At 53.2% G+C, this 19652-nt stretch carries 26 protein-coding genes; 16 read left to right on the top strand and 10 right to left on the bottom strand.

Annotated features, from left to right (window positions below; all coding sequences use genetic code 11):
* Positions 1-425: 425 nt before the first annotated feature.
* On the bottom strand, positions 426-1064 hold the full coding sequence (locus EYA77_RS02725) for a type 1 glutamine amidotransferase family protein (protein WP_095642249.1): 639 nt from the start codon (positions 1062-1064) through the stop codon (positions 426-428).
* 168 nt (positions 1065-1232) lie between these two features.
* Between EYA77_RS02725 and EYA77_RS02720 the strand changes: the two genes are divergently transcribed.
* Entirely contained in the window at positions 1233-1982 is a 750-nt protein-coding gene (locus EYA77_RS02720) for a hypothetical protein (protein ID WP_167815799.1), read from the top strand.
* Positions 1983-2122: 140 nt separating this feature from the next.
* On the opposite strand, the gene purH is transcribed toward EYA77_RS02720, so the two are convergent.
* From purH to EYA77_RS02675, 9 genes are all read right to left on the bottom strand, one after another.
* Positions 2123-3616, bottom strand: a complete 1494-nt coding sequence (purH, locus tag EYA77_RS02715; RefSeq protein WP_167815798.1) for a bifunctional phosphoribosylaminoimidazolecarboxamide formyltransferase/IMP cyclohydrolase — start codon at positions 3614-3616, stop codon at positions 2123-2125.
* A 424-nt stretch (positions 3617-4040) separates the two neighbouring features.
* Positions 4041-5168 carry a molecular chaperone DnaJ gene (dnaJ, locus tag EYA77_RS02710; protein WP_167815797.1) on the bottom strand — a complete coding sequence of 376 codons (1128 nt, stop codon included), beginning with the start codon at positions 5166-5168 and terminating at the stop codon, positions 4041-4043.
* Positions 5169-5194: 26 nt separating this feature from the next.
* On the bottom strand, positions 5195-7060 hold the full coding sequence (gene dnaK, locus EYA77_RS02705) for a molecular chaperone DnaK (protein ID WP_042697603.1): 1866 nt from the start codon (positions 7058-7060) through the stop codon (positions 5195-5197).
* A gap of 14 nt (positions 7061-7074) precedes the next feature.
* Positions 7075-7605: a nucleotide exchange factor GrpE gene (locus EYA77_RS02700; protein WP_042697606.1), complete on the bottom strand. Its 531-nt coding sequence runs from the start codon at positions 7603-7605 to the stop codon at positions 7075-7077.
* 321 nt (positions 7606-7926) lie between these two features.
* Positions 7927-8589 (bottom strand): DUF4013 domain-containing protein, encoded by a 663-nt coding sequence (locus tag EYA77_RS02695; protein ID WP_042697609.1) that lies wholly within the window; start codon positions 8587-8589, stop codon positions 7927-7929.
* Between the two features lie 312 nt (positions 8590-8901).
* The gene (locus tag EYA77_RS02690) at positions 8902-9180 is read right to left on the bottom strand and encodes a hypothetical protein (protein ID WP_042697612.1); all 279 of its coding nucleotides are present in this window, start codon (positions 9178-9180) and stop codon (positions 8902-8904) included.
* Between the two features lie 6 nt (positions 9181-9186).
* Positions 9187-9552, bottom strand: coding sequence for a cupin domain-containing protein (locus EYA77_RS02685; RefSeq protein WP_052319929.1), 366 nt, complete (start codon positions 9550-9552; stop codon positions 9187-9189).
* 375 nt (positions 9553-9927) lie between these two features.
* Positions 9928-10557, bottom strand: a complete 630-nt coding sequence (locus EYA77_RS02680) for a DUF4013 domain-containing protein (RefSeq protein ID WP_167815796.1) — start codon at positions 10555-10557, stop codon at positions 9928-9930.
* The gene (locus EYA77_RS02675) at positions 10530-10973 is read right to left on the bottom strand and encodes a hypothetical protein (RefSeq protein WP_143745010.1); all 444 of its coding nucleotides are present in this window, start codon (positions 10971-10973) and stop codon (positions 10530-10532) included. Before EYA77_RS02675 ends, EYA77_RS02680 begins: the two co-directional genes overlap by 28 nt.
* An 87-nt stretch (positions 10974-11060) precedes the next feature.
* Between EYA77_RS02675 and EYA77_RS02670 the strand changes: the two genes are divergently transcribed.
* Genes EYA77_RS02670 through EYA77_RS02600 form a run of 15 tightly spaced genes read left to right on the top strand, consistent with a single transcriptional unit; the run spans position 11061 to position 19545 of the window.
* The gene (locus EYA77_RS02670) at positions 11061-11600 is read left to right on the top strand and encodes a Na+/H+ antiporter subunit E (protein WP_052319930.1); all 540 of its coding nucleotides are present in this window, start codon (positions 11061-11063) and stop codon (positions 11598-11600) included.
* Positions 11597-11857, top strand: a complete 261-nt coding sequence (locus EYA77_RS02665) for a cation:proton antiporter (protein ID WP_042697617.1) — start codon at positions 11597-11599, stop codon at positions 11855-11857. Before EYA77_RS02670 ends, EYA77_RS02665 begins: the two co-directional genes overlap by 4 nt.
* Entirely contained in the window at positions 11854-12231 is a 378-nt protein-coding gene (gene mnhG / locus EYA77_RS02660) for a monovalent cation/H(+) antiporter subunit G (protein ID WP_042697621.1), read from the top strand. The genes EYA77_RS02665 and mnhG overlap by 4 nt, the downstream gene beginning before the upstream one ends.
* Positions 12228-12500 carry a hydrogenase subunit MbhD domain-containing protein gene (locus EYA77_RS02655; protein ID WP_042697624.1) on the top strand — a complete coding sequence of 91 codons (273 nt, stop codon included), beginning with the start codon at positions 12228-12230 and terminating at the stop codon, positions 12498-12500. The genes mnhG and EYA77_RS02655 overlap by 4 nt, the downstream gene beginning before the upstream one ends.
* Positions 12497-12781: a hydrogen gas-evolving membrane-bound hydrogenase subunit E gene (mbhE, locus tag EYA77_RS02650; protein WP_042697626.1), complete on the top strand. Its 285-nt coding sequence runs from the start codon at positions 12497-12499 to the stop codon at positions 12779-12781. Before EYA77_RS02655 ends, mbhE begins: the two co-directional genes overlap by 4 nt.
* Positions 12778-13311, top strand: a complete 534-nt coding sequence (locus tag EYA77_RS02645; protein ID WP_167815795.1) for a Na(+)/H(+) antiporter subunit B — start codon at positions 12778-12780, stop codon at positions 13309-13311. The genes mbhE and EYA77_RS02645 overlap by 4 nt, the downstream gene beginning before the upstream one ends.
* Positions 13308-13655 carry a sodium:proton antiporter gene (locus EYA77_RS02640; RefSeq protein WP_095642242.1) on the top strand — a complete coding sequence of 116 codons (348 nt, stop codon included), beginning with the start codon at positions 13308-13310 and terminating at the stop codon, positions 13653-13655. The genes EYA77_RS02645 and EYA77_RS02640 overlap by 4 nt, the downstream gene beginning before the upstream one ends.
* Positions 13652-15223, top strand: coding sequence for a proton-conducting transporter membrane subunit (locus EYA77_RS02635; protein WP_167815794.1), 1572 nt, complete (start codon positions 13652-13654; stop codon positions 15221-15223). The genes EYA77_RS02640 and EYA77_RS02635 overlap by 4 nt, the downstream gene beginning before the upstream one ends.
* A complete protein-coding gene (locus tag EYA77_RS02630) occupies positions 15220-15558 on the top strand; it encodes a hydrogenase (protein ID WP_167815793.1) in 339 nt (112 codons plus the stop codon). Before EYA77_RS02635 ends, EYA77_RS02630 begins: the two co-directional genes overlap by 4 nt.
* Positions 15555-15986 (top strand): NADH-quinone oxidoreductase subunit B family protein, encoded by a 432-nt coding sequence (locus tag EYA77_RS02625; protein WP_042697635.1) that lies wholly within the window; start codon positions 15555-15557, stop codon positions 15984-15986. Before EYA77_RS02630 ends, EYA77_RS02625 begins: the two co-directional genes overlap by 4 nt.
* Positions 15986-16567, top strand: coding sequence for an NADH-quinone oxidoreductase subunit C (locus EYA77_RS02620; RefSeq protein ID WP_167815792.1), 582 nt, complete (start codon positions 15986-15988; stop codon positions 16565-16567). Before EYA77_RS02625 ends, EYA77_RS02620 begins: the two co-directional genes overlap by 1 nt.
* Positions 16568-17788: a nickel-dependent hydrogenase large subunit gene (locus EYA77_RS02615; RefSeq protein ID WP_167815791.1), complete on the top strand. Its 1221-nt coding sequence runs from the start codon at positions 16568-16570 to the stop codon at positions 17786-17788.
* Positions 17785-18786 carry a respiratory chain complex I subunit 1 family protein gene (locus EYA77_RS02610; protein ID WP_167815790.1) on the top strand — a complete coding sequence of 334 codons (1002 nt, stop codon included), beginning with the start codon at positions 17785-17787 and terminating at the stop codon, positions 18784-18786. Before EYA77_RS02615 ends, EYA77_RS02610 begins: the two co-directional genes overlap by 4 nt.
* 10 nt (positions 18787-18796) lie before the next feature.
* On the top strand, positions 18797-19228 hold the full coding sequence (locus EYA77_RS02605) for a 4Fe-4S binding protein (RefSeq protein ID WP_306463686.1): 432 nt from the start codon (positions 18797-18799) through the stop codon (positions 19226-19228).
* Positions 19225-19545, top strand: coding sequence for a GNAT family N-acetyltransferase (locus EYA77_RS02600; protein ID WP_209314992.1), 321 nt, complete (start codon positions 19225-19227; stop codon positions 19543-19545). The genes EYA77_RS02605 and EYA77_RS02600 overlap by 4 nt, the downstream gene beginning before the upstream one ends.
* The last annotated feature ends 107 nt before the right edge of the window (positions 19546-19652 follow it).

The following is a 19652-nucleotide window of genomic DNA, read 5'->3' as shown; positions in this document are numbered from 1 at the left end:
GGATATCCGATGTTTTCATACAGCAGCTTGTCCCGGACCGCAGAAGATGACATCTTTTAGTATGCTGGATCGGATTCGCTGCCTGTATTTCCTTATCACGTAAACTCAATGCCATGTCTACACTTCACCACGCTCAATGGTCCATTGTTCGTAACGCTCAAGCATATAGTTTGTTATAAATCAGCAGGAGATCTCATCGCCAAAATTCTACTTTTCAGTCCGTAAATGAAGAATCAGCTATATTAAAAGAAAAAACACAAGAGTGTTTCATCAGCTCATCTCTCCGGGGAAGGATGTGGAGGGAATCTCCCAGCGCAAAAATACGAAAGCCTCCCCTCTGCTCTCTGCAAAGACATTTCGCTTGTTATTAAAACGGAGGTGAATATAGAGGGGGATCTGCCTCTCTCCCCCATCGCAAAAGCGGATCAGTTTTCCTTGCCGGGCTGCAGACTCTGCATCAGAGCAAAGAAATGTTCCGGCTTTCCTGTACTGAAATATGCATACCAGGATTCCAGCGTGTTTGATTCAAAAACACCTAAATGCTCAATGATCTGTTTCGCCCACAACAAAGCTCCGGTGGAACCTGCAGTAATAAGGTTATTATCCGCAACAGACGGCTCATCAATATAGAAATTCTGCCCTTTATATCCGGGACAAAACATCTCAAGAAATCCCGGTCCGTTACTGGTATGCAAACGCGTATCCAACATCCCAACATTGGCAAGAGCCGCAGTAGCTCCGCAGATCGCACACACCAAAGCGCCTGAAGAGAGAAGTTCGCCTGCTTTTTCAATAATAGCGCAATGCTTTGGGTCGTCCCATGTATTTGCGCCCGGCAGGATCAGCACGCTTGTTTCACTCACAACGATATCATCGATCAAACAATCGGGCACTATGGTCATCCCGCCCATTGTAGTGATCGGCTCGTTTGAATAACTAACCGTTTTGAGCGATACACGCTCCGCGCCTTTTTTGAAAAACCGGCCGGAATTCAGCTCCGAAGTAACATGCCCCAGTTCCCAGTCGGCCAAAGTATCAAGAATATAAACATAGATCGTAAACATACATTTCCTCCATTATCACTGTAGGTATATGTGTATGTCCTGAAACTCTTTCGCTTTATTTCCTGATATCCTCCAGCCGTTTTGACCTCACCTCCCAAACCTCCTCCCGCGGACAATTGGATACTATGCTCAATATATTTAAGGCACCTCTCATCCTATATGAGATTCATGAAACGGATCGCTGCGTTTCTCCTGATTCTCGCCGTCATCCTCTCCGCCGGATGCCTCATTCCCCTGGAAAACGACACGCATCCGGAAGAAAATCTCGAGACCCTGATCCTGCCGGCCTCGGTCATGAACGGAAAAATACAGGAAACCCAGACGACCGCATCCTTTCCGGCTTCATCCGTCCTTGTCCCCTACATGACGCTCGAAGGCACCTCCGGGAAATACGACATATCCGTTGCAAAAATACTCAGGCCGCACGACCCTGTCATCCTTCTCAAAATCGACTCCGCCGAATATATCGCCCTCATCACCCACGTTCCTCCCGACCGGGTCATGATCCCGCTGAAAAATATCTGCAACTATGGAGAAGACCTTTCGACAACGCTCGAACGTCTCGTCCCGGCGTATGTCCAGTACACCGGAGATGAAAATCCCGCGATCACCATTCTCTTCCCGGCCGAAGGCGGCGAAGCCTCTTACGGGGATGTCGTCCCGCCCTGGGGAGTCGTCCGGGCGTTCATCACATCCAGGTATCAGATCGCCGATGTCTTCGTCCGGTCGGACAGTTACGGTGAGGAAAAAATCACGACTCTCGATCCCTACCCCTGCGTCGCCGGCGAGTATCCGACAACAGCGGGCAATACCAGTATCACTCTCGTCGTCACCGATATTTTTGGAAACACCGCGGAGAAAATGGTGAACTTCACGATGGTCCGCGTGGTCCCGGAGCCGCCGCGCCCAGTGTCCTGATCGTGATCATACAGGTATGCCCAGGCAAATACCATTATTCTTCAGATAATTTTCTTCAAATAGATGCAAAATACCCGACCGGGTAAGCACGACCCCTTCAGAAAAAAAAGCACCGGGGAAAATCCCCGAAAAATCCATAATTAATGTCTGAAATGCCGGGTCCCGGTGAAAACCATCGCGATACCCAGTTCATCCGCCTTCTCGAGGACCTCGTTGTCACGGATAGATCCTCCCGGCTGGATAAGCGCCGTTGCTCCGGCTGCGGCCGCCACTTCCAGCGTATCGGCAAACGGCAGGAACGCATCGGACCCGATCACGGTCCCTTTCATCGTCCTGTCGAACTCCGCAGCCTTCTGGATCCCGAGCTTCGCCGAGTCCACGCGGTTCATCTGACCGACGCCGATTCCCACCGTCTCGGTTTTGTTCGCATAGATGATGGCATTGCTTTTCGCGTACTTGACCACTTTCCAGGCGAGTTTGAGTGCCTCGACCTCGTCTGCGGTTGGAGCACGCTTGGAAACGACCTTCCAGTCCTCGGTGTATGCCGGGGTCCTCTGGACGAGAATACCGCCGTCGATCGTGCGTATCTCATCAGCAGGAACAACCGGCGGGAGAATTAAGAGACGCATATTCTGTTTCGTCTTCATCATCTCGCGTGCCTCGTCGCTGAACGACGGAGCGATTAAAACCTCAACAAAGGTCGAACAGATCTCCTTCGCGATCTCGGTATCAACGTGCGTGCTCATCGCAACGACCGAGCCGTAGGCCGAGACCGGGTCGACATCCCGCGCCTTGAGATAGGACTCGAGCTGATTTTTCCCAAGCGCGACTCCGCAGGGGTTGTTGTGTTTTACGATCACGGTCGCAAATCCGTCAAGCTCTCTGCAGAGACTTACCGCTGCGTGGACATCGAGATAATTGTTGTAGGACATCTCTTTTCCCTGCAGAGCGGTCTGACCGGCGATGCCGGATGTTCCGTAAACGGCGGCCAGCTGGTGGGGGTTTTCTCCGTATCTGAGTTTTCTGCCGTTGCCAAACTGCACGGTGTACACATCAGGGAACTCCTTGTCGATCCCGTTGAGATAGTTGGAGATCGCAGCATCGTAGGCGGCCGTACGGGTGAATGCTTTGGCTGCCAGATGAAGTCTCTGCTCTTCAGTGAACCCGCCGGATTTTACCGCTTCGATCGCCAGCGGATAATCAGCCGGATCGGTCAATACGGCAACATCCTTGTAGTTTTTGGATGCCGCGCGGATCATCGCGGGGCCGCCGATATCGACGAACTCGATGAGTTCTTCGAGCGGGAGATCCTTTTTCGACATCTCCTCGAACGGATACAGATTGACACAGAGGATGTCGATTCTCTCGATGCCGTGTTTCATCATAACATCGTCATCGGTGCCTCTGCGGCCGAGAAGACCGCCGTGGACTTTCGGGTGAAGGGTCTTTACGCGGCCGTCCATCATCTCGGGAAAACCGGTGTAGTCTGAAACGTCTTTTGCAGGAATGCCCGCTTCACGCAGAGCTTTGGCAGTCCCTCCGGAACTTAGGATTCCAATGTTGTTTGCAGTCAGGACGCGGGCGAGATCAAGGATCCCGGTCTTATCCCAGACTGAGAGCAATGCGAGAGTCATTATCTATTACTATAGACGCGGGGGTTAATTAAGGGTGGCACTTTCTTTTCCGGATAAGGCGGTGAAAGGCATAAAAAAAGAGTGTGATCGGGAGTACGCTCCCTTGCAAAGAGCACCGGTCCGGGGGTGTTTACAAATATATTGTGTGGAGGGATTTCGTTTCGGGTGGGGTGAAGGGAAATCCTCGCTTGGTCGCAAACCTTTGGTTTGCTCAGCTGAGGTCGTCTGCTTCGCATCCGACCCGCAGTCGCAAATCAAAGATTTGCTCCCCGCTTCGGGTTGAGTGAAGGGAAATCCTCGCTTGGTCGCAAACCTTTGGTTTGCTCAGCTGAGGTCGTCTGCTTCGCATCCGACCCGCAGTCGCAAATCAAAGATTTGCTCCCCGCTTCGGGTGGAGTTAAGGGAACCTTCACTCCACCCTCGCTTACTTAAAGATCCCGCGCTTTTTGCGGCCTTCCTTCTCGTCATCCTTCGACGAAGAAGAGCCGGCGTTTCCTTCAGCCTTCAGAAGCTTTTCATACAGTTCCTTCTCTGCAGAAGAGATCTTCTTTGGCACAGAGATCACGACCCTGACCAGCAGATTTCCGTAGTTGCCGCGTCTTCGAACACCTTCGCCGGCGATCCGGAGACGGGTCCCGTAGGCGATACCTGCCGGGATCTTCAGCACGACCTTCTTCTTATCGATCGTCTCGATCTCCACCTCGCATCCGAGAACTGCCTGTGCCGGCGAGATCTCATACTGAGTGATCAGATTATCATCCTCACGGTCGAACTTCGGATTCGACACGACATAGACTTCGATATACAGATCGCCGTTTCTCGCTCCGTAATCTCCCGCCTCGCCGTATCCTTCCATGCGAAGACGCATGCCGCTGTCGATACCTGCCGGAACATTGACCGTGACCTTTCTGCGGATCTTGGTCCGTCCCGTTCCGTTGCATTTCTTACACGGAGACTCGGGGATCTTCCCTCTTCCGCCGCAGTTTGGACACGGAGACTGGGTGACCATCTGGCCGAAGATCGAGTTCTTCACCTGTTTGATCTGACCCGTTCCTCCGCATTTGCTGCAGGTCGTGGTCTTCTTCGTTGAACTGCCAGTCCCGTCACAGTCAGGACAGCTCTCCGTATGCATGACCTCGATCTCCTTCTGCGTTCCGAACACCGCCTCTTCCAGCGTGATCTGGATCCGCATCAACAGATCGTCGCCTTCTCTTGGCCCGCTCTGTCTGCGTCCTCCTCCGCCGAAGAAATCGAAGATATCTCCAAATCCTGAGAAGTCCGCATTGAATCCTGCACCTCCTGCACCGGAATAATTACCTTTCGATGCATTCGTGAAATTATCATGTCCGAGCTGATCATACTGCCGGCGTTTGCTCTCGTCAGAAAGAACATCATAAGCCTCGTTGATCGACTTGAACTTCTCCTCAGCCCCGGCTTCTTTGCAGACGTCCGGGTGATACTTCTTGGCGAGGTTTCGGTAAGCCTTTTTAATGTCTGTCTCCGTAGCGTTACGGGGCAAACCCAAGACATCATAGTACGATTCCGAACCCATTTCTTACATTCCCAAAAAAAGGAGGTTTAGTCCTTTTTGACTTCGTAGTCTGCGTCTACGACATTGTCGTCGGTTTTGCAGGAGTCACAGTTGCCTTCACATCCGGAACCGGCCGCATTGCCTGCCGCCTGCTGTTCTTCCTGGATCTTCTGGTACATCTTGGAGGTCGCCGCGAAGACGACTTCCTGAAGGGCGTCCATCTTCTCTTTGATCTCCTCGGAGGATGCATCCTCTTTTGCAAGGACGTCTTTGAGAGCTGCAGCGCCGGATGAGATCTTTTCCTTGTCTTCGGCGTCGATCTTGTCAGCGGTCTCTTTGTCGTTGACGAGTTTTTCCGCAGCGTAGACGGCGTTGTCGGCGTTGTTTCGAAGCTCGATCTCCTCACGGCGTTTCTTGTCCTCTTCCTCGAACTGTTTTGCGTCGCGGACCATCTTTTCGATCTCGTCATCTTTGAGATCTTTTCTGCCGGAGATGGTCATCGACTGTTCGTGGCCGGTTCCAAGATCCTTTGCGGAGACATGGACGATACCGTTTGCGTCGATATCGAAGGTGACCTCGATCTGCGGCATGCCGCGGGGTGCTGACGGGATGCCGGTGAGCTGGAATCTGCCGAGACTGAAGTTGTCGCGGGCGAACTGACGCTCTCCCTGGACGACATGGATCTCAACAGAGGTCTGGTTGTCTGCCGCGGTCGAGAAGATCTGACTCTTTCTGGTCGGGATGGTGGTGTTTCTCTCGATGAGTTTCGTGGCGATGCCGCCGAGCGTCTCGATACCAAGCGTCAGCGGGGTGACATCGAGTAAGACAACGTCCTTTGCTTCGCCGGTGAGAACTGCTCCCTGAACTGCCGCGCCGAGCGCGACACACTCGTCAGGGTTCAGGGTCTTGTCGGGTTCTTTGCCGAGAAGGTTTTTGACGGTCTCGATGACGGCCGGGACACGGGTCGATCCGCCGACAAGGAGAACATGGTTGATGTCAGAAGCGTTAAGGCCTGCATCCTTTAATGCCTGCTTGACGGGCTCGACGGTCTTCTGGACGAGGTCGCCGATGAGCTGCTCGAACTTTGCACGGGTCAGATCAACATCCAGGTGTTTGGGTCCGTCGGAGGTGGCGGTGATGTACGGGAGGTTGATGTTTGCCTTCTGGAGTGAGGAAAGTTCGATCTTTGCCTTCTCTGCGGCATCCTTCAGTCTCTGGTGGGCGACCGGGTCCTTTCTCAGGTCGACGCCTTCCTTCTTCTTGAACTCGTCGGCAAGGAAGTCAACGACGCGTGCATCGAAGTCGTCTCCGCCGAGACGGTTGTTTCCTGCGGTCGATTTGACTTCGAAGAGTCCGTCGTCAAGAGTGAGGATGGAGACATCGAAGGTTCCTCCGCCAAGGTCGTAGACAAGGACGGTGACTTCGTTTTCTTTGTCGAGGCCGTATGCCAGAGCCGAGGCGGTCGGTTCGTTGATGATACGAAGGACCTCAAGTCCGGCGATCCGTCCTGCGTCTTTGGTTGCCTGACGCTGAGCGTCGTTGAAGTAAGCAGGGACCGTGATGACGGCTTTGTCGACTTTCTCGCCGAGGTATGCTTCTGCATCCATCTTGAGTTTCTGCAGGATCATTGCAGAGATCTCCTGCGGGGAGTATTTTTTGCCGTCGATCTCGGTCGGGTGGTCGGTACCCATGTACCGTTTGATCGAGCTGACGGTTCTGGTGGGGTTGATGATCGCCTGACGTTTTGCAACGTTCCCGACGAGTCTTTCGCCTTCTTTGGAGAAGCCGACAACAGACGGGGTTGTTCTGAATCCTTCTCCGTTTGCGATGACGACCGGACTGCCGCCTTCCATAATAGCAAGGCAGGAGTTGGTGGTTCCAAGGTCGATTCCGATTACTTTGTTTGATGCCATTTTTAGTACCTGTATTATTCTTTTTTCTTCGCTACGGCCACTTTTGCGTGACGGAGCACCTTGTCCCGGATCATGTATCCGGGAACGGCGGTGTCGATGATCGAACCTTCAGGAGCGTCTGCGGGGATGCAGGCGACGGCTTCGTGGAATGCGGGGTCGAACGTCATTCCTTCGATGATCATTGGTTCAATGCCGTTTCTTGAAAGGATGGAGAGATACAGTTTGTGGATCTGCTCGAGTCCGTCACGAAGATGTTCGTCGTCGCTTTTGAGCGCACGTTCGAAGTTGTCGAGGATGTCGATGATGTCGAGAGCAAACTTTTCGTTTGCATATCTGACAGCATTTTCCTGTTCGCGTATCACACGCTTTTTGTAGTTTTCGAATTCGGCTGCGAGACGAAGATGTTTGTCATTGAGTTCATCGTATTTTTTTGTGAGTTCGTCAACAACAGTGGTTTCAGGAACGGGATTTTCATCCTGGTTAGTGGTTTCTGCCTTTGAAGACGCAGTTTTTCTGGCCTCCGCAGGCTCGGTGTGTTTGTCCATGGCTTTTCCTGTTTCGCTTGTTGCACATATTTGTTGTATTGCAGTTCTATATATTGTTTCCTATCGCGGACCACTAAATGCTGATGTCGCTGAATGACGGATTTTTTGGGGCTGATGTCGCCCTGTCAGGAGAAAAGTATCAGAAAATCCGGCATTTTTTCTGATATGCGCCGGTGAAGGACCGGGCGGTGTCTTTTTATCCTGACGGGTGTCCTGTTTTTGGAGGGAGCAGACTGGAGGGTTTGTATCCGGATGCACAGCAAAAAAGCGCGGAGAGTTCCAGGCGGGATCCGGCAAAAAAAAAGATTTGGGGCCGGCAGATCACTCGAAGAGGTTTGCAAGGTACTTGGATGCCCAGAAGTACAAAAACGGCAGGGCGAAGATCAGAACGATCCAGCCGATGATCGGGATCAGCATGCAGATGAAGACGATCACGCAGAAGATGATCCAGAGGAGGATGAGTGAAACGATGTATTTGAGCAATCCGGCTTTGCCGATCATGCGTACCAGTTCACCGATCCGGAATGCTGCGCAAAATCCTTTGCGGGCAAAGTTGACGACCGCCGGTGTGGCGAGCAGGGAGAACAGGAACGCCACAACGAAACTGAGGATGATCAGACCGGACATGACAGCAAAGCCCGCTATTTCGGACATTCCCGAAACGGAGGGATCTCCCGGGGTCACGGTTACGGAGCCGAAGGTGAACATGCCGACTGAGACAACGATGATCAGGATGATCGGCACGATCATATAGATAAGGCCGATGATGAGGGCGAGAAGCCCGTCGATGAAGGTTTTTCCCAGATTCTCGAGATCAGGTTCCTCGCCGCGCAGAACTTTGACATACACCCCGTAGACGATCCAGTCGACGATCGGGACGAGGTTCAGGATCGAAAGGATGAGCCAGGTGACCGGGCTGCCGCCGAGTTTATCTTTGGCAAACCCGAAGGATGCGGTTAAGTTTTCTCCAATTCCTATTGACATATGATTTTCCTCTCAATGAATGAGACAGATAGTTGAAGGATGCAGAGATATATAAAACGATTCGCTTAAAGGAGGAGGAGGAATTGAGCCGGGGTGGTGAGGTTTGGGGTCACACACATACCGCGTAACTCCCATATGTGTCAAAACGACTCCCATTCACGAAAACGACGTGCAGCCCATAATTACCTCAGTTATCCCGCTTTCCGGCCAGTTGATTTTTTGCACACGCTTTTATATCATGTGAGGTAATTTTGATCCCGCAGCCGGACTGCGTGCCCGGGTTTTTTCCAGAACCATGGGACGGGCAGGAAGTTACCGGGTTGGATCTTTATATTCCTTCAGCAGAGCTTTCTCATACTCTCTTGTCTTTTTTGTGGGAACATAGTTCAGCACCTTTGTCCGTTTGAGCAGTTCTTCGGTGATGGCGGTGTCATCGGTAAGATGTAATTTTTTCACCTCGGCAATGATCCAGTCCAGTTTGTCGATCCCGGTTGCTTTGCCGTCTACGAGGATCTGCCGGATGTGGATCTTGTCCGGAGGGATACCGCCGCAGATGGTGCAGTAATATCCGTCGTTATCATTCCCGCCCATCTGAAGTTACCCCCGGATCATGGTCAGTGTCATTTTGAATTTTGTTATGGCGCTGAGCGCATGGGGGGCGTTTGCCGGGAATATGATGGTGTCGCCCGTTTTCATCTGGAGAGTGTTGCCGGCGATCCATACCTCGCATTCGCCGTCGATGATCGTGACCACGGCGTCATACGGAGCGGTGTGTTCGGAGAGTCCTTCGTCTTCATCAAACGAAAAGACGGTGATGCTCCCAGATTTATTGCTGACGATCATCCGGCTCGAAACCGCCCCGTCCTGATAGGAGACCAGTTCTTTGAGGTCGAGGACTTTTCCCAATAATTCTTCCCGCTTTTTGACGGGTTTGTTTGTCATTTCAAGATCAAAATCTGCCATTGTTCCTTCCTGTTTTCTGCAATATCATATCTGTTTTTCTGTTCCGTCAGCATTTCACCGGCAAAGCGCCGTCGTGTGTTTTTTTCCAGGCCGGTTTTTGCCGGGCATCATAGTATCTTTGGAGCGGGATGGGATAAACCTGAGGTACGGGGACCATCAGCCGGCTGTGTGCCGACTTTTCCGATTTTTTTTAATAGGAGTTACGCGGTGCGATCTCAGACGAACCAAACTGACGGGCCAATCAACAGGGTGTACGTCGATTTCGTGTACGGTATTTGTGCAGACACACGAGAAAAGCCGGTAATGCCCTTGATGAATCGGATCAGGGATAACACCGCGTAACTCCTGTTAAAAAAAGAAAAGTGAGTTATGTTCTTACTCGAACAGGTTTGCGTAGAACTTTGCTGCCCAGACGATAAGGAACGGGTAGATGATCAGCATGATGAGCCAGCCGATGAAGGGGATCATGCCGAGAAGGCCGATGATGCCGAAGATGATCGCAAGTAAGATGATTGAGATGATGTACATGAGCCAGCCGGCTTTGCCGATCATGCCGAAGATCTCACCGAACTTGAATGCTGCGCCGAATCCTTTGCGGGCAAAGTTGACGATCGCCGGGGTCATGACGAGAGCAAAGAGAAGGTAGAGAATGAAAGCAAGGACGAGAACGCCTGCTCCGACGCCTGCAACTGCGGCAGTCGATCCTGATGTAGCGGCAGCAATGAGACTTCCTCCGCCGAGAATCCCTACGATAATGGTCGGGATGAGCATGTAAAGGAAGGCGATGATCAAAACAAGCAGACCGTCGATAAAGGATTTGCCGATGTGTTCAACTTTCGGGTCTTCTCCGCGGTAGACCTTCAGATAAGTTCCCATTGCGATGAAGTTCACGATCGGGATAATGGTCAGGATGATCAGAAGGATCCAGTTGCCAATACTTCCCATAAGTTTGTCTTTTGCATAACCAAAAGATCCGGTTAAATTTTCTCCAATTCCAATTGACATAATAATACCATCTCCTTTTTTTTGAGATAGTTTATAGAAGAACGTTCTAGTATATAAAATACACGCCGACTTCCTTCAGATATCTCAGGATAAACGGGTTTTTTTGCACGGATGGGTGAAAATTGTCCGGGAACACGCTCCAAAGACCGGGAATGATCATCCTCCCGCATGAAAGTCTTTCCGGCAGCAGATACCTCGCGGCAAAAAATATGCCCGGTCTTGCCCACGCAAAAATCGGCTCTGCCCAGTCGCAAACCTTCTGTTTGCTCCGCTGAGGAACCTAAAGGTTTCCGCCGCCGCGTAAAGACACCTGCTCTGCGCGGGACCGGAACATGAACAAAAACCGACCGAATCACCCGTTCACGACGCAGAATATAAATTGCAGGCATCCTTACTAATATAGATACAGACATCATTTGCGACGTATGGGTCTGTACAAAATCATGTATGGAGATAAAGTGATAATTTATCATGAGAAATAAGAGCAAACTCAGAGGTGCAGCGTGAAAAGCATTTTTCCCGCAATACTCGCTGGCATCGCAGCATTCATCATCTATCTGATACTGTCTGCAGGCTCGGCGCTGCCAAACGACGGGATCCTTCTCTGGTCATCTGCAGAACTCATCATTGGACTAATTCTTTCGATTATAACCGGGTTGATATGTCGGAAAATCTGGGTTGGAACAAGCTATAAAATGGCAAACCCGCTTCGCTGGCTCCTCCTGATCGTCTATATCATTCCGTTTCTAATCGAACTTATTATTGCAAATCTGACCGTTGCCTGGAAAGTCATCACCGGCAGAAACATCAGACCAGGGATCGTCAAACTCACGCCGGGAATGAAAACCGACGCAGGAGCGCTTCTTCTTTCCGCATCCATCACCTATCAGCCGGGAACGGCCAGTGTGGACGTGGATGAAGAGACCCGGGAACTGTATGTCCACTGTCTCGATATCGGTGAAGACCCCAAAGGCGCCATACCTGCAGACAAGATCTTTGCAAAGCTCAACCTCGCCAAATGGATCCGGAGGATCACTCAATGAACGATATATTCATGGTCGCGGCGATCATCTTCGTGCTGCTCATCTTCGCGTGCGGGGTCCGTATCTGGCGCGGCCCGACGAACGCAGACCGTATGCTCGCTCTTGATGTGATCAACATCCTCGTCGTCATCGTCATGATCACCCTCTCGCTCTGGTTCGAGCAGCCGGTGTTCATCGACGTGGCGATCGTCTATGCTCTTCTCTCCTTTGTCGGAACACTCTACGTCGCCAAACTCATCATGGGAGATCTGGAATGATCGACATAATCGTAACCGTCTGCGTGCTGATCTCACTCATATTCAGCATCCTCGGGGTGATCGGTCTTTTCCGGTTCCCTGACTTCTACACCCGCATCCATGCCGCAGGACTTGTCGGAAGCTTCGGTCTCCTGTTCATGGGAGCCGCCGTCCTCATCTATGCCGCCGGTCTTTTGCTTTCCGGCGATGAAGCCTGGCTCAACTACGGAGCACATGTTCTTCTTGCCTTACTCGTCGCGGTGATAACGGGGACCACCTCCACCCACGCGATCGCACGCAGCGCATACCGGTCGGGAAACGCTCCGATCGCCAAAAACGACGCGCTGAAAGAGGACATACAATCCATGAAACGCCGGGAGGAGAAAAGACGATGATCGAACTGTTTCCGGAAAGTTATGTGGTATTGCATCTCCTGTTCCTCTCAGCGATCCTCTTCTGCGCAGTAACGGTGTTTTTCTTAAAGGATCTGATCGCTGCCGCGATCGCTTTTTCAGCATTCAGTTTCCTGCTCGCCCTGGAGTTCTTCCTTCTGCAGGCGCCTGATGTGGCGATCGCAGAAGCAAGTATCGGGGCAGGAATCTCGACGGCGATCCTCATGATCGCCATACGCGGAACAAAACGCAAGGAAGGTGATGAGGAATGAAGGAGGCAGGCTCCGTCTTCCAGCCAAGATTTGTGATCGTGCTGATCGTTCTTGTAACACTCATCCTTCTCCTGCCGGCGGTCGGTCTGACCTTCGGCGATCCGAGCATCTCGTCAACGGACCAGTATTACATTGACCACTCGCAGACCGAGACCGGCGCAAACAACGTGGTCGCCGCTATCGTCTTCGACTACCGTGGGTTCGATACGCTCGGTGAAGCGACCGTCCTCTTTATCGCGGTCCTTGGGGTCGCGATGGTTTTCAGGAGGCTGCACAAATGACGATCGGTCTTATCGGACGAAGCGCCGGCCGGCTGCTCGTGCCGTTCATCTTCATCTTCGGCTTTTACATCGTTGTCCACGGCCACCTGACGCCGGGCGGCGGATTCCAGGGAGGCGCGGTGATCGCGACCGGCGTTGCGCTGATCCTCGTCTGTTATTATTACCGCGAGTGTATGGAGCGGTTCATCCCGGTGAAGAGCTTCAAACTCATCGAATCAGCGGGTCTCATGCTCTTCATCTGCACGGCGCTCGCCGGACTCGTGGTCGCATCGGGATTCCTCTTCAACTGGCTGAATGCCTCGGGAGGACTCTTCGGCCATGCGGTCGCCTACGGAATAAATCCCGGCGATCTCTACACAGCCGGCATCATCCCGGTCCTGAACTTCGCGATCGGGATCGAGGTGTTTGGCGCACTCTCGGCCGTGCTGATGTTCATGTTCGCCGGCCTGAAAGAACCTACTCAGGAAGAGGACGATGCAGAATCATCTGTCCTGAATATCGATACGGATAAAAAAGGAGGGAGAAAATGATAGCAAATCTGCCGTTCATCGCGGTGGCATTACTTATAGGCATCGCGCTCGCCACCATTCTTCTCAAGAAGAATATGATAAAAATGGTGATGGGACTCGCGATGCTCGAAGGAGCGGTCAATCTGTTCCTCGTATCCCTCGGATACCGGGAAAACGGGATCGCCCCGATCTTCACGAACGCACCGGAAGGCGCCGATATGGTCCTCCCGACGGTCCAGGCGCTCACACTCACAAACATCGTTATCGGGGTCGCAACGACCGCCCTTATGCTTGTTCTCGTGATGGTCATCTACAAAAAATACGGAACGGTCAATGCGGATAAGATGCGGAGGCTCAAGGAATGAACGTTCTTTTCGAAAATCTGCCGGCACTGCTGATCGCAGTACCGCTGTTCTCTGCATTCCTTCTCCCGGTCATCGGAAGATTCGTGCCGAAGATCAGGGATGCCTGGATCGTTCTTGCCTCGCTTGCTTCGAGTCTTACCGCCGTTATTACGGCGATAATGGTCTATACGAAAGGAACGATCGTCTATGTCTTCGGAGCGGCAGCCGGAACGCCCGCAGCCCCGATCGACTCGGGCGGGATCCCGTTCCGGATCATCTTCACGATTGACGGATTCGGCGCATTCATGCTGCTTTCCGCGGCGATCGTTTCGTTCGCGGTCGTTTTGTATCTCGTCTCCTCCCAAAAGGAGCGGAGCGGCAAATCCGAGTTCTACGCCCTGTATCTCCTGCTGACAGCCGGCATCTTCGGCATGGTCTCGACCGGGGATCTGTTCAACTTCTTCGTGTTCCTCGAGATCAACTCGCTTGCAGGCGCAGCGCTCGTCTCCTATCACAGGAGAGGCGGGATCGCCGCCGAAGGAGCGCTCAAATATCTGATCGTCAACACAGTCGGCGGCCTAATGGTCCTGTTCTCGATCGGCATCCTGTATGCCCAGTATGACTCCCTCAATATGGCAGTCATCGCGTCGCAGATCAGCTTCTCGACCCTGAACATCGTCGCCCTCGTCCTCTTCATCACGGCACTTGCCATGAAAGCAGGATCGGTGCCTTTCCACTTTGCGACGCCGGACGCTTACTCGGTCGCCCCATCGGGGATCACCGCGGCGATGATCGTGGCGAGCCAGGCGGGTCTTTACGGACTCTTCCGGATCGTTTTCACGCTCTACGGCGATATCTTCAACACTGTTACGATCGGCTGGGTCGTCATCATCCTTGGTGTTTTGTCGATGGTCATCGGCGTTACGATGGCAATCCCCCAGAAGGATGTTAAACGTCTGCTCGCCTACCATGCTGTTTCGCAGACCGGATACATGCTTCTCGGCGTGGGCGTGGCTTTGGCAGTTTTGGGCGATCCGCTCGCAATGGCCTCTTATGGTCAGACCGCCATGGAAGGAGGTCTCTTCCATATCATCAACCATGCGATGTACAAGGGTCTTTTGTTCCTCGCGGTCGGCGCCGTGATTTACCGGACAGGCGTCTGGAGTCTGAACAAGATGGGAGGTCTCGGCCACAACATGAAATGGACGATGATCTTCTTTTTGATCGGAGCATTGGCAATCGCGGGAATCCCGCCCTTCAACGGCTTCGCCTCGAAGCTGATGATCTACGAGTCGGTCTTTGCGTTCAACCCGGCCCTTTCGATCATCGCGGTGGTCGTCTCGATCCTGACGCTCGCCTCCTTTATGAAAGTGTTCCACTCGATGTTCATGGGGCCGCAGCTCCCCGAGTATGCAGAAGTGAAGGAAGTCCCGAAACTCATGATCGCCGGCATGGTCATTCTGACGATCTTCGTCATCGGATTCGGTCTTTTCCCGGATCTTGTGGTGAACAATCTCATTACTCCGGCGGCTGATGCCCTTATTAATAATGGTGCATATATCACCGCGGTCCTTGGAGGCGGATTATGATCGGCGATCTTCTAACAGGATACGGATTCTGGAATCCGCTCGTCTGGGTCGCCGTTATGGCCACGGGACTTCTCTTCGCCTGGCTGATCTGGCGCTGCGGGGAATCCGACTACGACAAAGGAACAGAACAGACGAAACCCTACCTCTCCGGAAACGACGAGCCTGAAAAAGGCGCGGTCCACATCAGAGGCGGGAACATGTACTGGGGATTCACTCAGGCCCTCAAAGGATACTACGACAAACTCGTTCCCCTTCATTCCGGCGTGGTGAACGACTACCTCGCATGGTTCCTGATAGGGGTCATCGTGATCTTCGTGGTGGTGATCGTCTTATGAAACTCACACCATCCTTAAACAGATCTCTCTGGGTCTTCCACTTCAATGCGGGTTCGTGCAACGGCTGCGATATCGAGATCGTGGCGACCCTGACCCCCAGATACGACCCGGAACGCTTCGGCGTGAAACTCGTGGGCTCCCCCCGCCATGCGGACGTTTTACTCGTAACGGGACCCGTCACGAACCAGATGGCCGACAGACTCCGCAGGGTCTATGCCCAGATGGCCGGACCAAAAGTGGTGATGGTCGTTGGAACATGCGGCCAGTCAGGCGGCGTGTTTTCGACATCATACAATCTGGCAGGCCCGGTCGATCAGATCATCCCGGTGGATGTGTATGTCCCGGGATGTGCGCCGAGACCCGAGGCAATTATAAACGGCGTGGTTACGGCGATCGCGAAGCTCGAACGACTCGAAGGAGGAAAATAATGGACGAAATATATACACCCGCGGAAGTGGCGGAGAAACTCAAAGCCGCACTCGGCGATTCTATGCTGGACTCCTCCATCAGGGTCAGAGCCGAGGGCGTAAAGAAACGGGAAAACAGCAATATCTGGATCACGATCAAAAGAGAAGCGATCCATCAGGCAGTTGAGGAGCTGATGAAGATCAGATATCCTCATCTTTCCTGCATCTCAGGATACGACAAAGGAGCAAAAGATCCAAACCTCCGCATCCAGTACATCTTCTCGCTCTACGGCGGGATCGAAAAAACCGAATGCATGGTCATCATTTCTTTTGATCTCCCGAAAGCTGATCCGCATATCCCGACGATCACCGATCTGATGGAAGGCGCGGCCTTCACCGAACAGGAGAAGCGGGAGTACCTCGGCATCATCGTCGACGGACTGCCGGAAGCAAAACACAAATTCTTCCTGCCGCAGGATTTCCCCAAAGATGTCTATCCTCTGAGAAAAGACGAGAAGAGGATCCCCGACTCGATGATCAAAGATCTCTGGGCATGCGGAAGACCGGAAAACCGGCCGCCTGCTACCCTGGAGGATGAGTAAATGGCCGGAAAAGCACCCTACATCGTGCCGGTCGGTCCGATCCACCCGGCCTTAAAAGAGCCGGTCCACATCGAACTGACCGTGGTCGGCGAAGAGGTCATCTCGGCCGACTTCACGCCGGGCCAGACCCACCGCGGCATCGAGTGGATGGGTCTTTCAAGAAACCCTGTCCAGATCGTGCATCTCACGGACAGGATCTGCGGTATCTGCGGCGTGACCCACTCGCTTTCCTTTGCGAGAGCGGTCGAACAGATCGCCGACATCACCGTCCCCGAACGGGGCGATTACGTCAGAACGATCATCGCCGAGTTCGAGCGTATCCAGTCCCACCTGCTTTGGGCAGGAGTCGCCGCTCACGAACTAGGATTTGACACGCTGTTCTATCTTGCGTGGAGGGTCCGCGAAGAGGCAATGGACGCGATCGAAGTTATCACCGGAAACCGGGTGAACTACGATATCATCCAGATCGGCGGGACCCGCCGGGACATCACCGAGGATCAGCATGCAAAGATCCGCAAATGTCTGAACACCTACAAGGACCTGTTTGCAAAACTCAAAAAGCTCTTCCTCGAAGACGCGGTGATCAAATCCCGCTGTGTCGGAACCGGCCTTCTCTCATTCGAGACCGCGATGGCATATTCCGCCGTCGGTCCAACCTCGCGGGCATCCGGCGTTACTGCCGATCTCCGCGTTGATTATCCCTACTGTGCCTACGGAGATCTGGACATCAAACCGGTCATACCGACCATCTACGGAAGCGATGTGAACGGCGATACCTACGACAGGATCGTTGTCCGCATCTTCGAGGTCGCCCAGTCGATAGAGATCATCGAGACATGTCTCGACAACATGCCGCAGGGCCCCGTTATCTGGGAAGAGAAGGTCGCAAAGATCCTCTCGACCTGCAAGAAAGCATCGGGCGAAGCGGTCGGACGGCACGAAGCCCCGAGAGGCGAAGCGGTCCATTATGTGGCACTGGACGGAGCGGAAGCTCCAATTGCCTGGAAGGTCAAGGCATCGACCTACAGTAATGCGCATGTCTGGCCGATCATTCTGAAAGGCGCCCAGCTCGCCGACATCCCGGTCATCGTCGCCTCGATCGATCCGTGCATGTCCTGTACCGACCGGGTCGCCGTTACGGATAACGGAACCACGAAGATCTTTACGAAAGAGCAGCTCGCAAAGATGTCGTATGAAAAGTCCCAGAGGATGATGCAATGAACATCATCCTCTCGGCAGTCGGCGGAACGGTCGTCCTCGCGATACTCGCGATATTCGCCGGCCTGTTCCTTGCAGGAATCGACCGGCGGATCGCCGCCCACATGCAGGCACGCATGGGCCCGCCCCTTTCCCAGCCGTTCACCGATGTGAAAAAACTGTTCGCCAAACAGAGCATCGTTCCGGCGAACGCGATCCCCTGGCTTTTCAATCTGATGCCGGTCGCCGCCCTCGCCTCCTCGATCGCAGTACTTCTCTACCTGCCGTTTGGAAGCCTTGCCCCGATCCTTGGAGAGGCGGGAGACATGATCCTTGTCCTCTATCTCCTGATCGTCCCTTCGCTTGCCCTCGTTATCGGCGGATTTGCCTCGGGCTCGCCGTATGCAACGGTCGGCGCCCAGCGTGAAATGGTCTCGATGATCGCCTACGAATTACCGCTCGCGGTATCCGTGATCATCATCGCCTGGAGACTGATGGCCGCAAACATCGCGAACCCGTTCTCCTTTATGACCTTGATGGAAACATCCGTCTGGGATGTCGTCGGACCTCTCGGGATCATCGGTCTTCTGATCCTTCTGATCCTGTTTGCCTGGATCACTCCCGGAGAGCTCTCGAAGGTCCCGTTCGATACGCCCGAAGCGGAAACGGAACTTGCGGGAGGAATTCTCGTCGAGTATTCCGGCAGAAACCTCGGTGTGTTCTCACTTGCTCAGGCAGTGAAAACGGTCGCGATGATCGCGTTCGGCGTGATCATCCTCTTACCCTGGAATCTTTCGCCAGTAATTGGAATCACGGGGGCCGGAGCCGCGGTTGTTGATCTCGTCTTTTTCTTTGCGAAAGTGGTCATCGTCTCGATCTTTTCGGTGACGGTGGTCAGGACGATGATGGCAAGGTTCCGTATCACGCAGGTCGTGAAGGTCTACTGGTTCATCTTCGGCGGTCTCGGGATCGCGGCGATCATTCTTCTGATGCTGGATGCTTTTCTGATGGGAGGTCTCTGAGATGTTCCCAATGTTAAAAGAGATCCTCGTCCAGTCGGTGAAAAAGCCGGTCACAAATCTCTTCCCGGCGGCACGTCTCCCAAAAACCATCACCGGATTTCTGGGTCAGGTGAGCGAGGGAAAGGCCGCGCTTATCCCGCCGGTGGAGACGCCGGCCGCGATGCGGGGCAAACTGCTCTATGACAGAAATCTCTGCAACGGCTGCGGCCTGTGTATGAAGGTCTGTCCGGCGCATGCGATCGAACATGTCGTGTACCCGGCCCCTCCCGCAAAGGATGCCGAGGACAAGCCGCGTGCCCAGAAGAGAGTTAGAATTTATGTCGGAAACTGTATTTTCTGCGGTCAGTGCATCGATATCTGCCCGAAGGGAGCGATCTCCCAGTCGCCTGAGTTCCTGCTTGCAACGGAAGACAGATTTGCTGAAAGCCAGATCATAGAGTGAGAGCTTTGCAGATCGGCCTTCGACCCTGGGAGGAGCGGGATGCCCCTTCCCTTGCTTTTTTTGCAAACGAACCTTTGATCGCGAAGAATCTGCGGGCAGGATTTCCTTCGCCGTACGGCCTTGAGGATGCGAAAGCTTTCATCGCTTTTTGCCATCAGCAGGATCCGGCGGAAAATCTCTGTCTCGCGATAACCGATGACGATACAGCAGTCGGCAGCATCGGCGTGTTCTGCCGGGGGAATGGCCTGGCAGAGCTTGGCTACTGGCTCGGCAGACCCTACTGCCTGAATTTGACAGTTAGTGGAAATGCCACATAATGAATGCCCCTAAGCATTTTTCAAAAGCCATGATAAACTCTCTCGCGAGTCACTTACTTTTCAGAATAAATCTTCAATGTATCACATATTTTTCTAATTATGGGGTG

It is taken from the genome of Methanocorpusculum sp. GPch4 (genome assembly GCF_012062385.1).
Classification (GTDB): Archaea; Halobacteriota; Methanomicrobia; order Methanomicrobiales; family Methanocorpusculaceae; genus Methanocorpusculum; species Methanocorpusculum parvum.
This window is presented reverse-complemented; position numbering and strand designations above follow the sequence as displayed.

Bases quoted from the DNA above. Each gene is read 5' to 3' on its own strand.
- dnaK (WP_042697603.1), bottom strand. From the start codon at position 7,060: ATGGCATCAAACAAAGTAATCGGAATCGACCTTGGAACCACCAACTCC.
- EYA77_RS02645 (WP_167815795.1), top strand. From the start codon at position 12,778: ATGACGATCGGTCTTATCGGACGAAGCGCCGGCCGGCTGCTCGTGCCG.
- EYA77_RS02640 (WP_095642242.1), top strand. From the start codon at position 13,308: ATGATAGCAAATCTGCCGTTCATCGCGGTGGCATTACTTATAGGCATC.
- EYA77_RS02720 (WP_167815799.1), top strand. From the start codon at position 1,233: ATGAAACGGATCGCTGCGTTTCTCCTGATTCTCGCCGTCATCCTCTCC.
- EYA77_RS02655 (WP_042697624.1), top strand. From the start codon at position 12,228: ATGATCGAACTGTTTCCGGAAAGTTATGTGGTATTGCATCTCCTGTTC.
- EYA77_RS02680 (WP_167815796.1), bottom strand. From the start codon at position 10,557: ATGTCAATTGGAATTGGAGAAAATTTAACCGGATCTTTTGGTTATGCA.
- EYA77_RS02690 (WP_042697612.1), bottom strand. From the start codon at position 9,180: ATGGGCGGGAATGATAACGACGGATATTACTGCACCATCTGCGGCGGT.
- dnaJ (WP_167815797.1), bottom strand. From the start codon at position 5,168: ATGGGTTCGGAATCGTACTATGATGTCTTGGGTTTGCCCCGTAACGCT.
- EYA77_RS02625 (WP_042697635.1), top strand. From the start codon at position 15,555: ATGAAACTCACACCATCCTTAAACAGATCTCTCTGGGTCTTCCACTTC.
- mnhG (WP_042697621.1), top strand. From the start codon at position 11,854: ATGATCGACATAATCGTAACCGTCTGCGTGCTGATCTCACTCATATTC.
- EYA77_RS02700 (WP_042697606.1), bottom strand. From the start codon at position 7,605: ATGGACAAACACACCGAGCCTGCGGAGGCCAGAAAAACTGCGTCTTCA.
- EYA77_RS02615 (WP_167815791.1), top strand. From the start codon at position 16,568: ATGGCCGGAAAAGCACCCTACATCGTGCCGGTCGGTCCGATCCACCCG.
- EYA77_RS02695 (WP_042697609.1), bottom strand. From the start codon at position 8,589: ATGTCAATAGGAATTGGAGAAAACTTAACCGCATCCTTCGGGTTTGCC.
- mbhE (WP_042697626.1), top strand. From the start codon at position 12,497: ATGAAGGAGGCAGGCTCCGTCTTCCAGCCAAGATTTGTGATCGTGCTG.
- EYA77_RS02665 (WP_042697617.1), top strand. From the start codon at position 11,597: ATGAACGATATATTCATGGTCGCGGCGATCATCTTCGTGCTGCTCATC.
- EYA77_RS02675 (WP_143745010.1), bottom strand. From the start codon at position 10,973: ATGATGTCTGTATCTATATTAGTAAGGATGCCTGCAATTTATATTCTG.
- EYA77_RS02635 (WP_167815794.1), top strand. From the start codon at position 13,652: ATGAACGTTCTTTTCGAAAATCTGCCGGCACTGCTGATCGCAGTACCG.
- EYA77_RS02610 (WP_167815790.1), top strand. From the start codon at position 17,785: ATGAACATCATCCTCTCGGCAGTCGGCGGAACGGTCGTCCTCGCGATA.
- EYA77_RS02725 (WP_095642249.1), bottom strand. From the start codon at position 1,064: ATGTTTACGATCTATGTTTATATTCTTGATACTTTGGCCGACTGGGAA.
- EYA77_RS02620 (WP_167815792.1), top strand. From the start codon at position 15,986: ATGGACGAAATATATACACCCGCGGAAGTGGCGGAGAAACTCAAAGCC.
- EYA77_RS02630 (WP_167815793.1), top strand. From the start codon at position 15,220: ATGATCGGCGATCTTCTAACAGGATACGGATTCTGGAATCCGCTCGTC.
- purH (WP_167815798.1), bottom strand. From the start codon at position 3,616: ATGACTCTCGCATTGCTCTCAGTCTGGGATAAGACCGGGATCCTTGAT.
- EYA77_RS02605 (WP_306463686.1), top strand. From the start codon at position 18,797: ATGTTAAAAGAGATCCTCGTCCAGTCGGTGAAAAAGCCGGTCACAAAT.
- EYA77_RS02685 (WP_052319929.1), bottom strand. From the start codon at position 9,552: ATGGCAGATTTTGATCTTGAAATGACAAACAAACCCGTCAAAAAGCGG.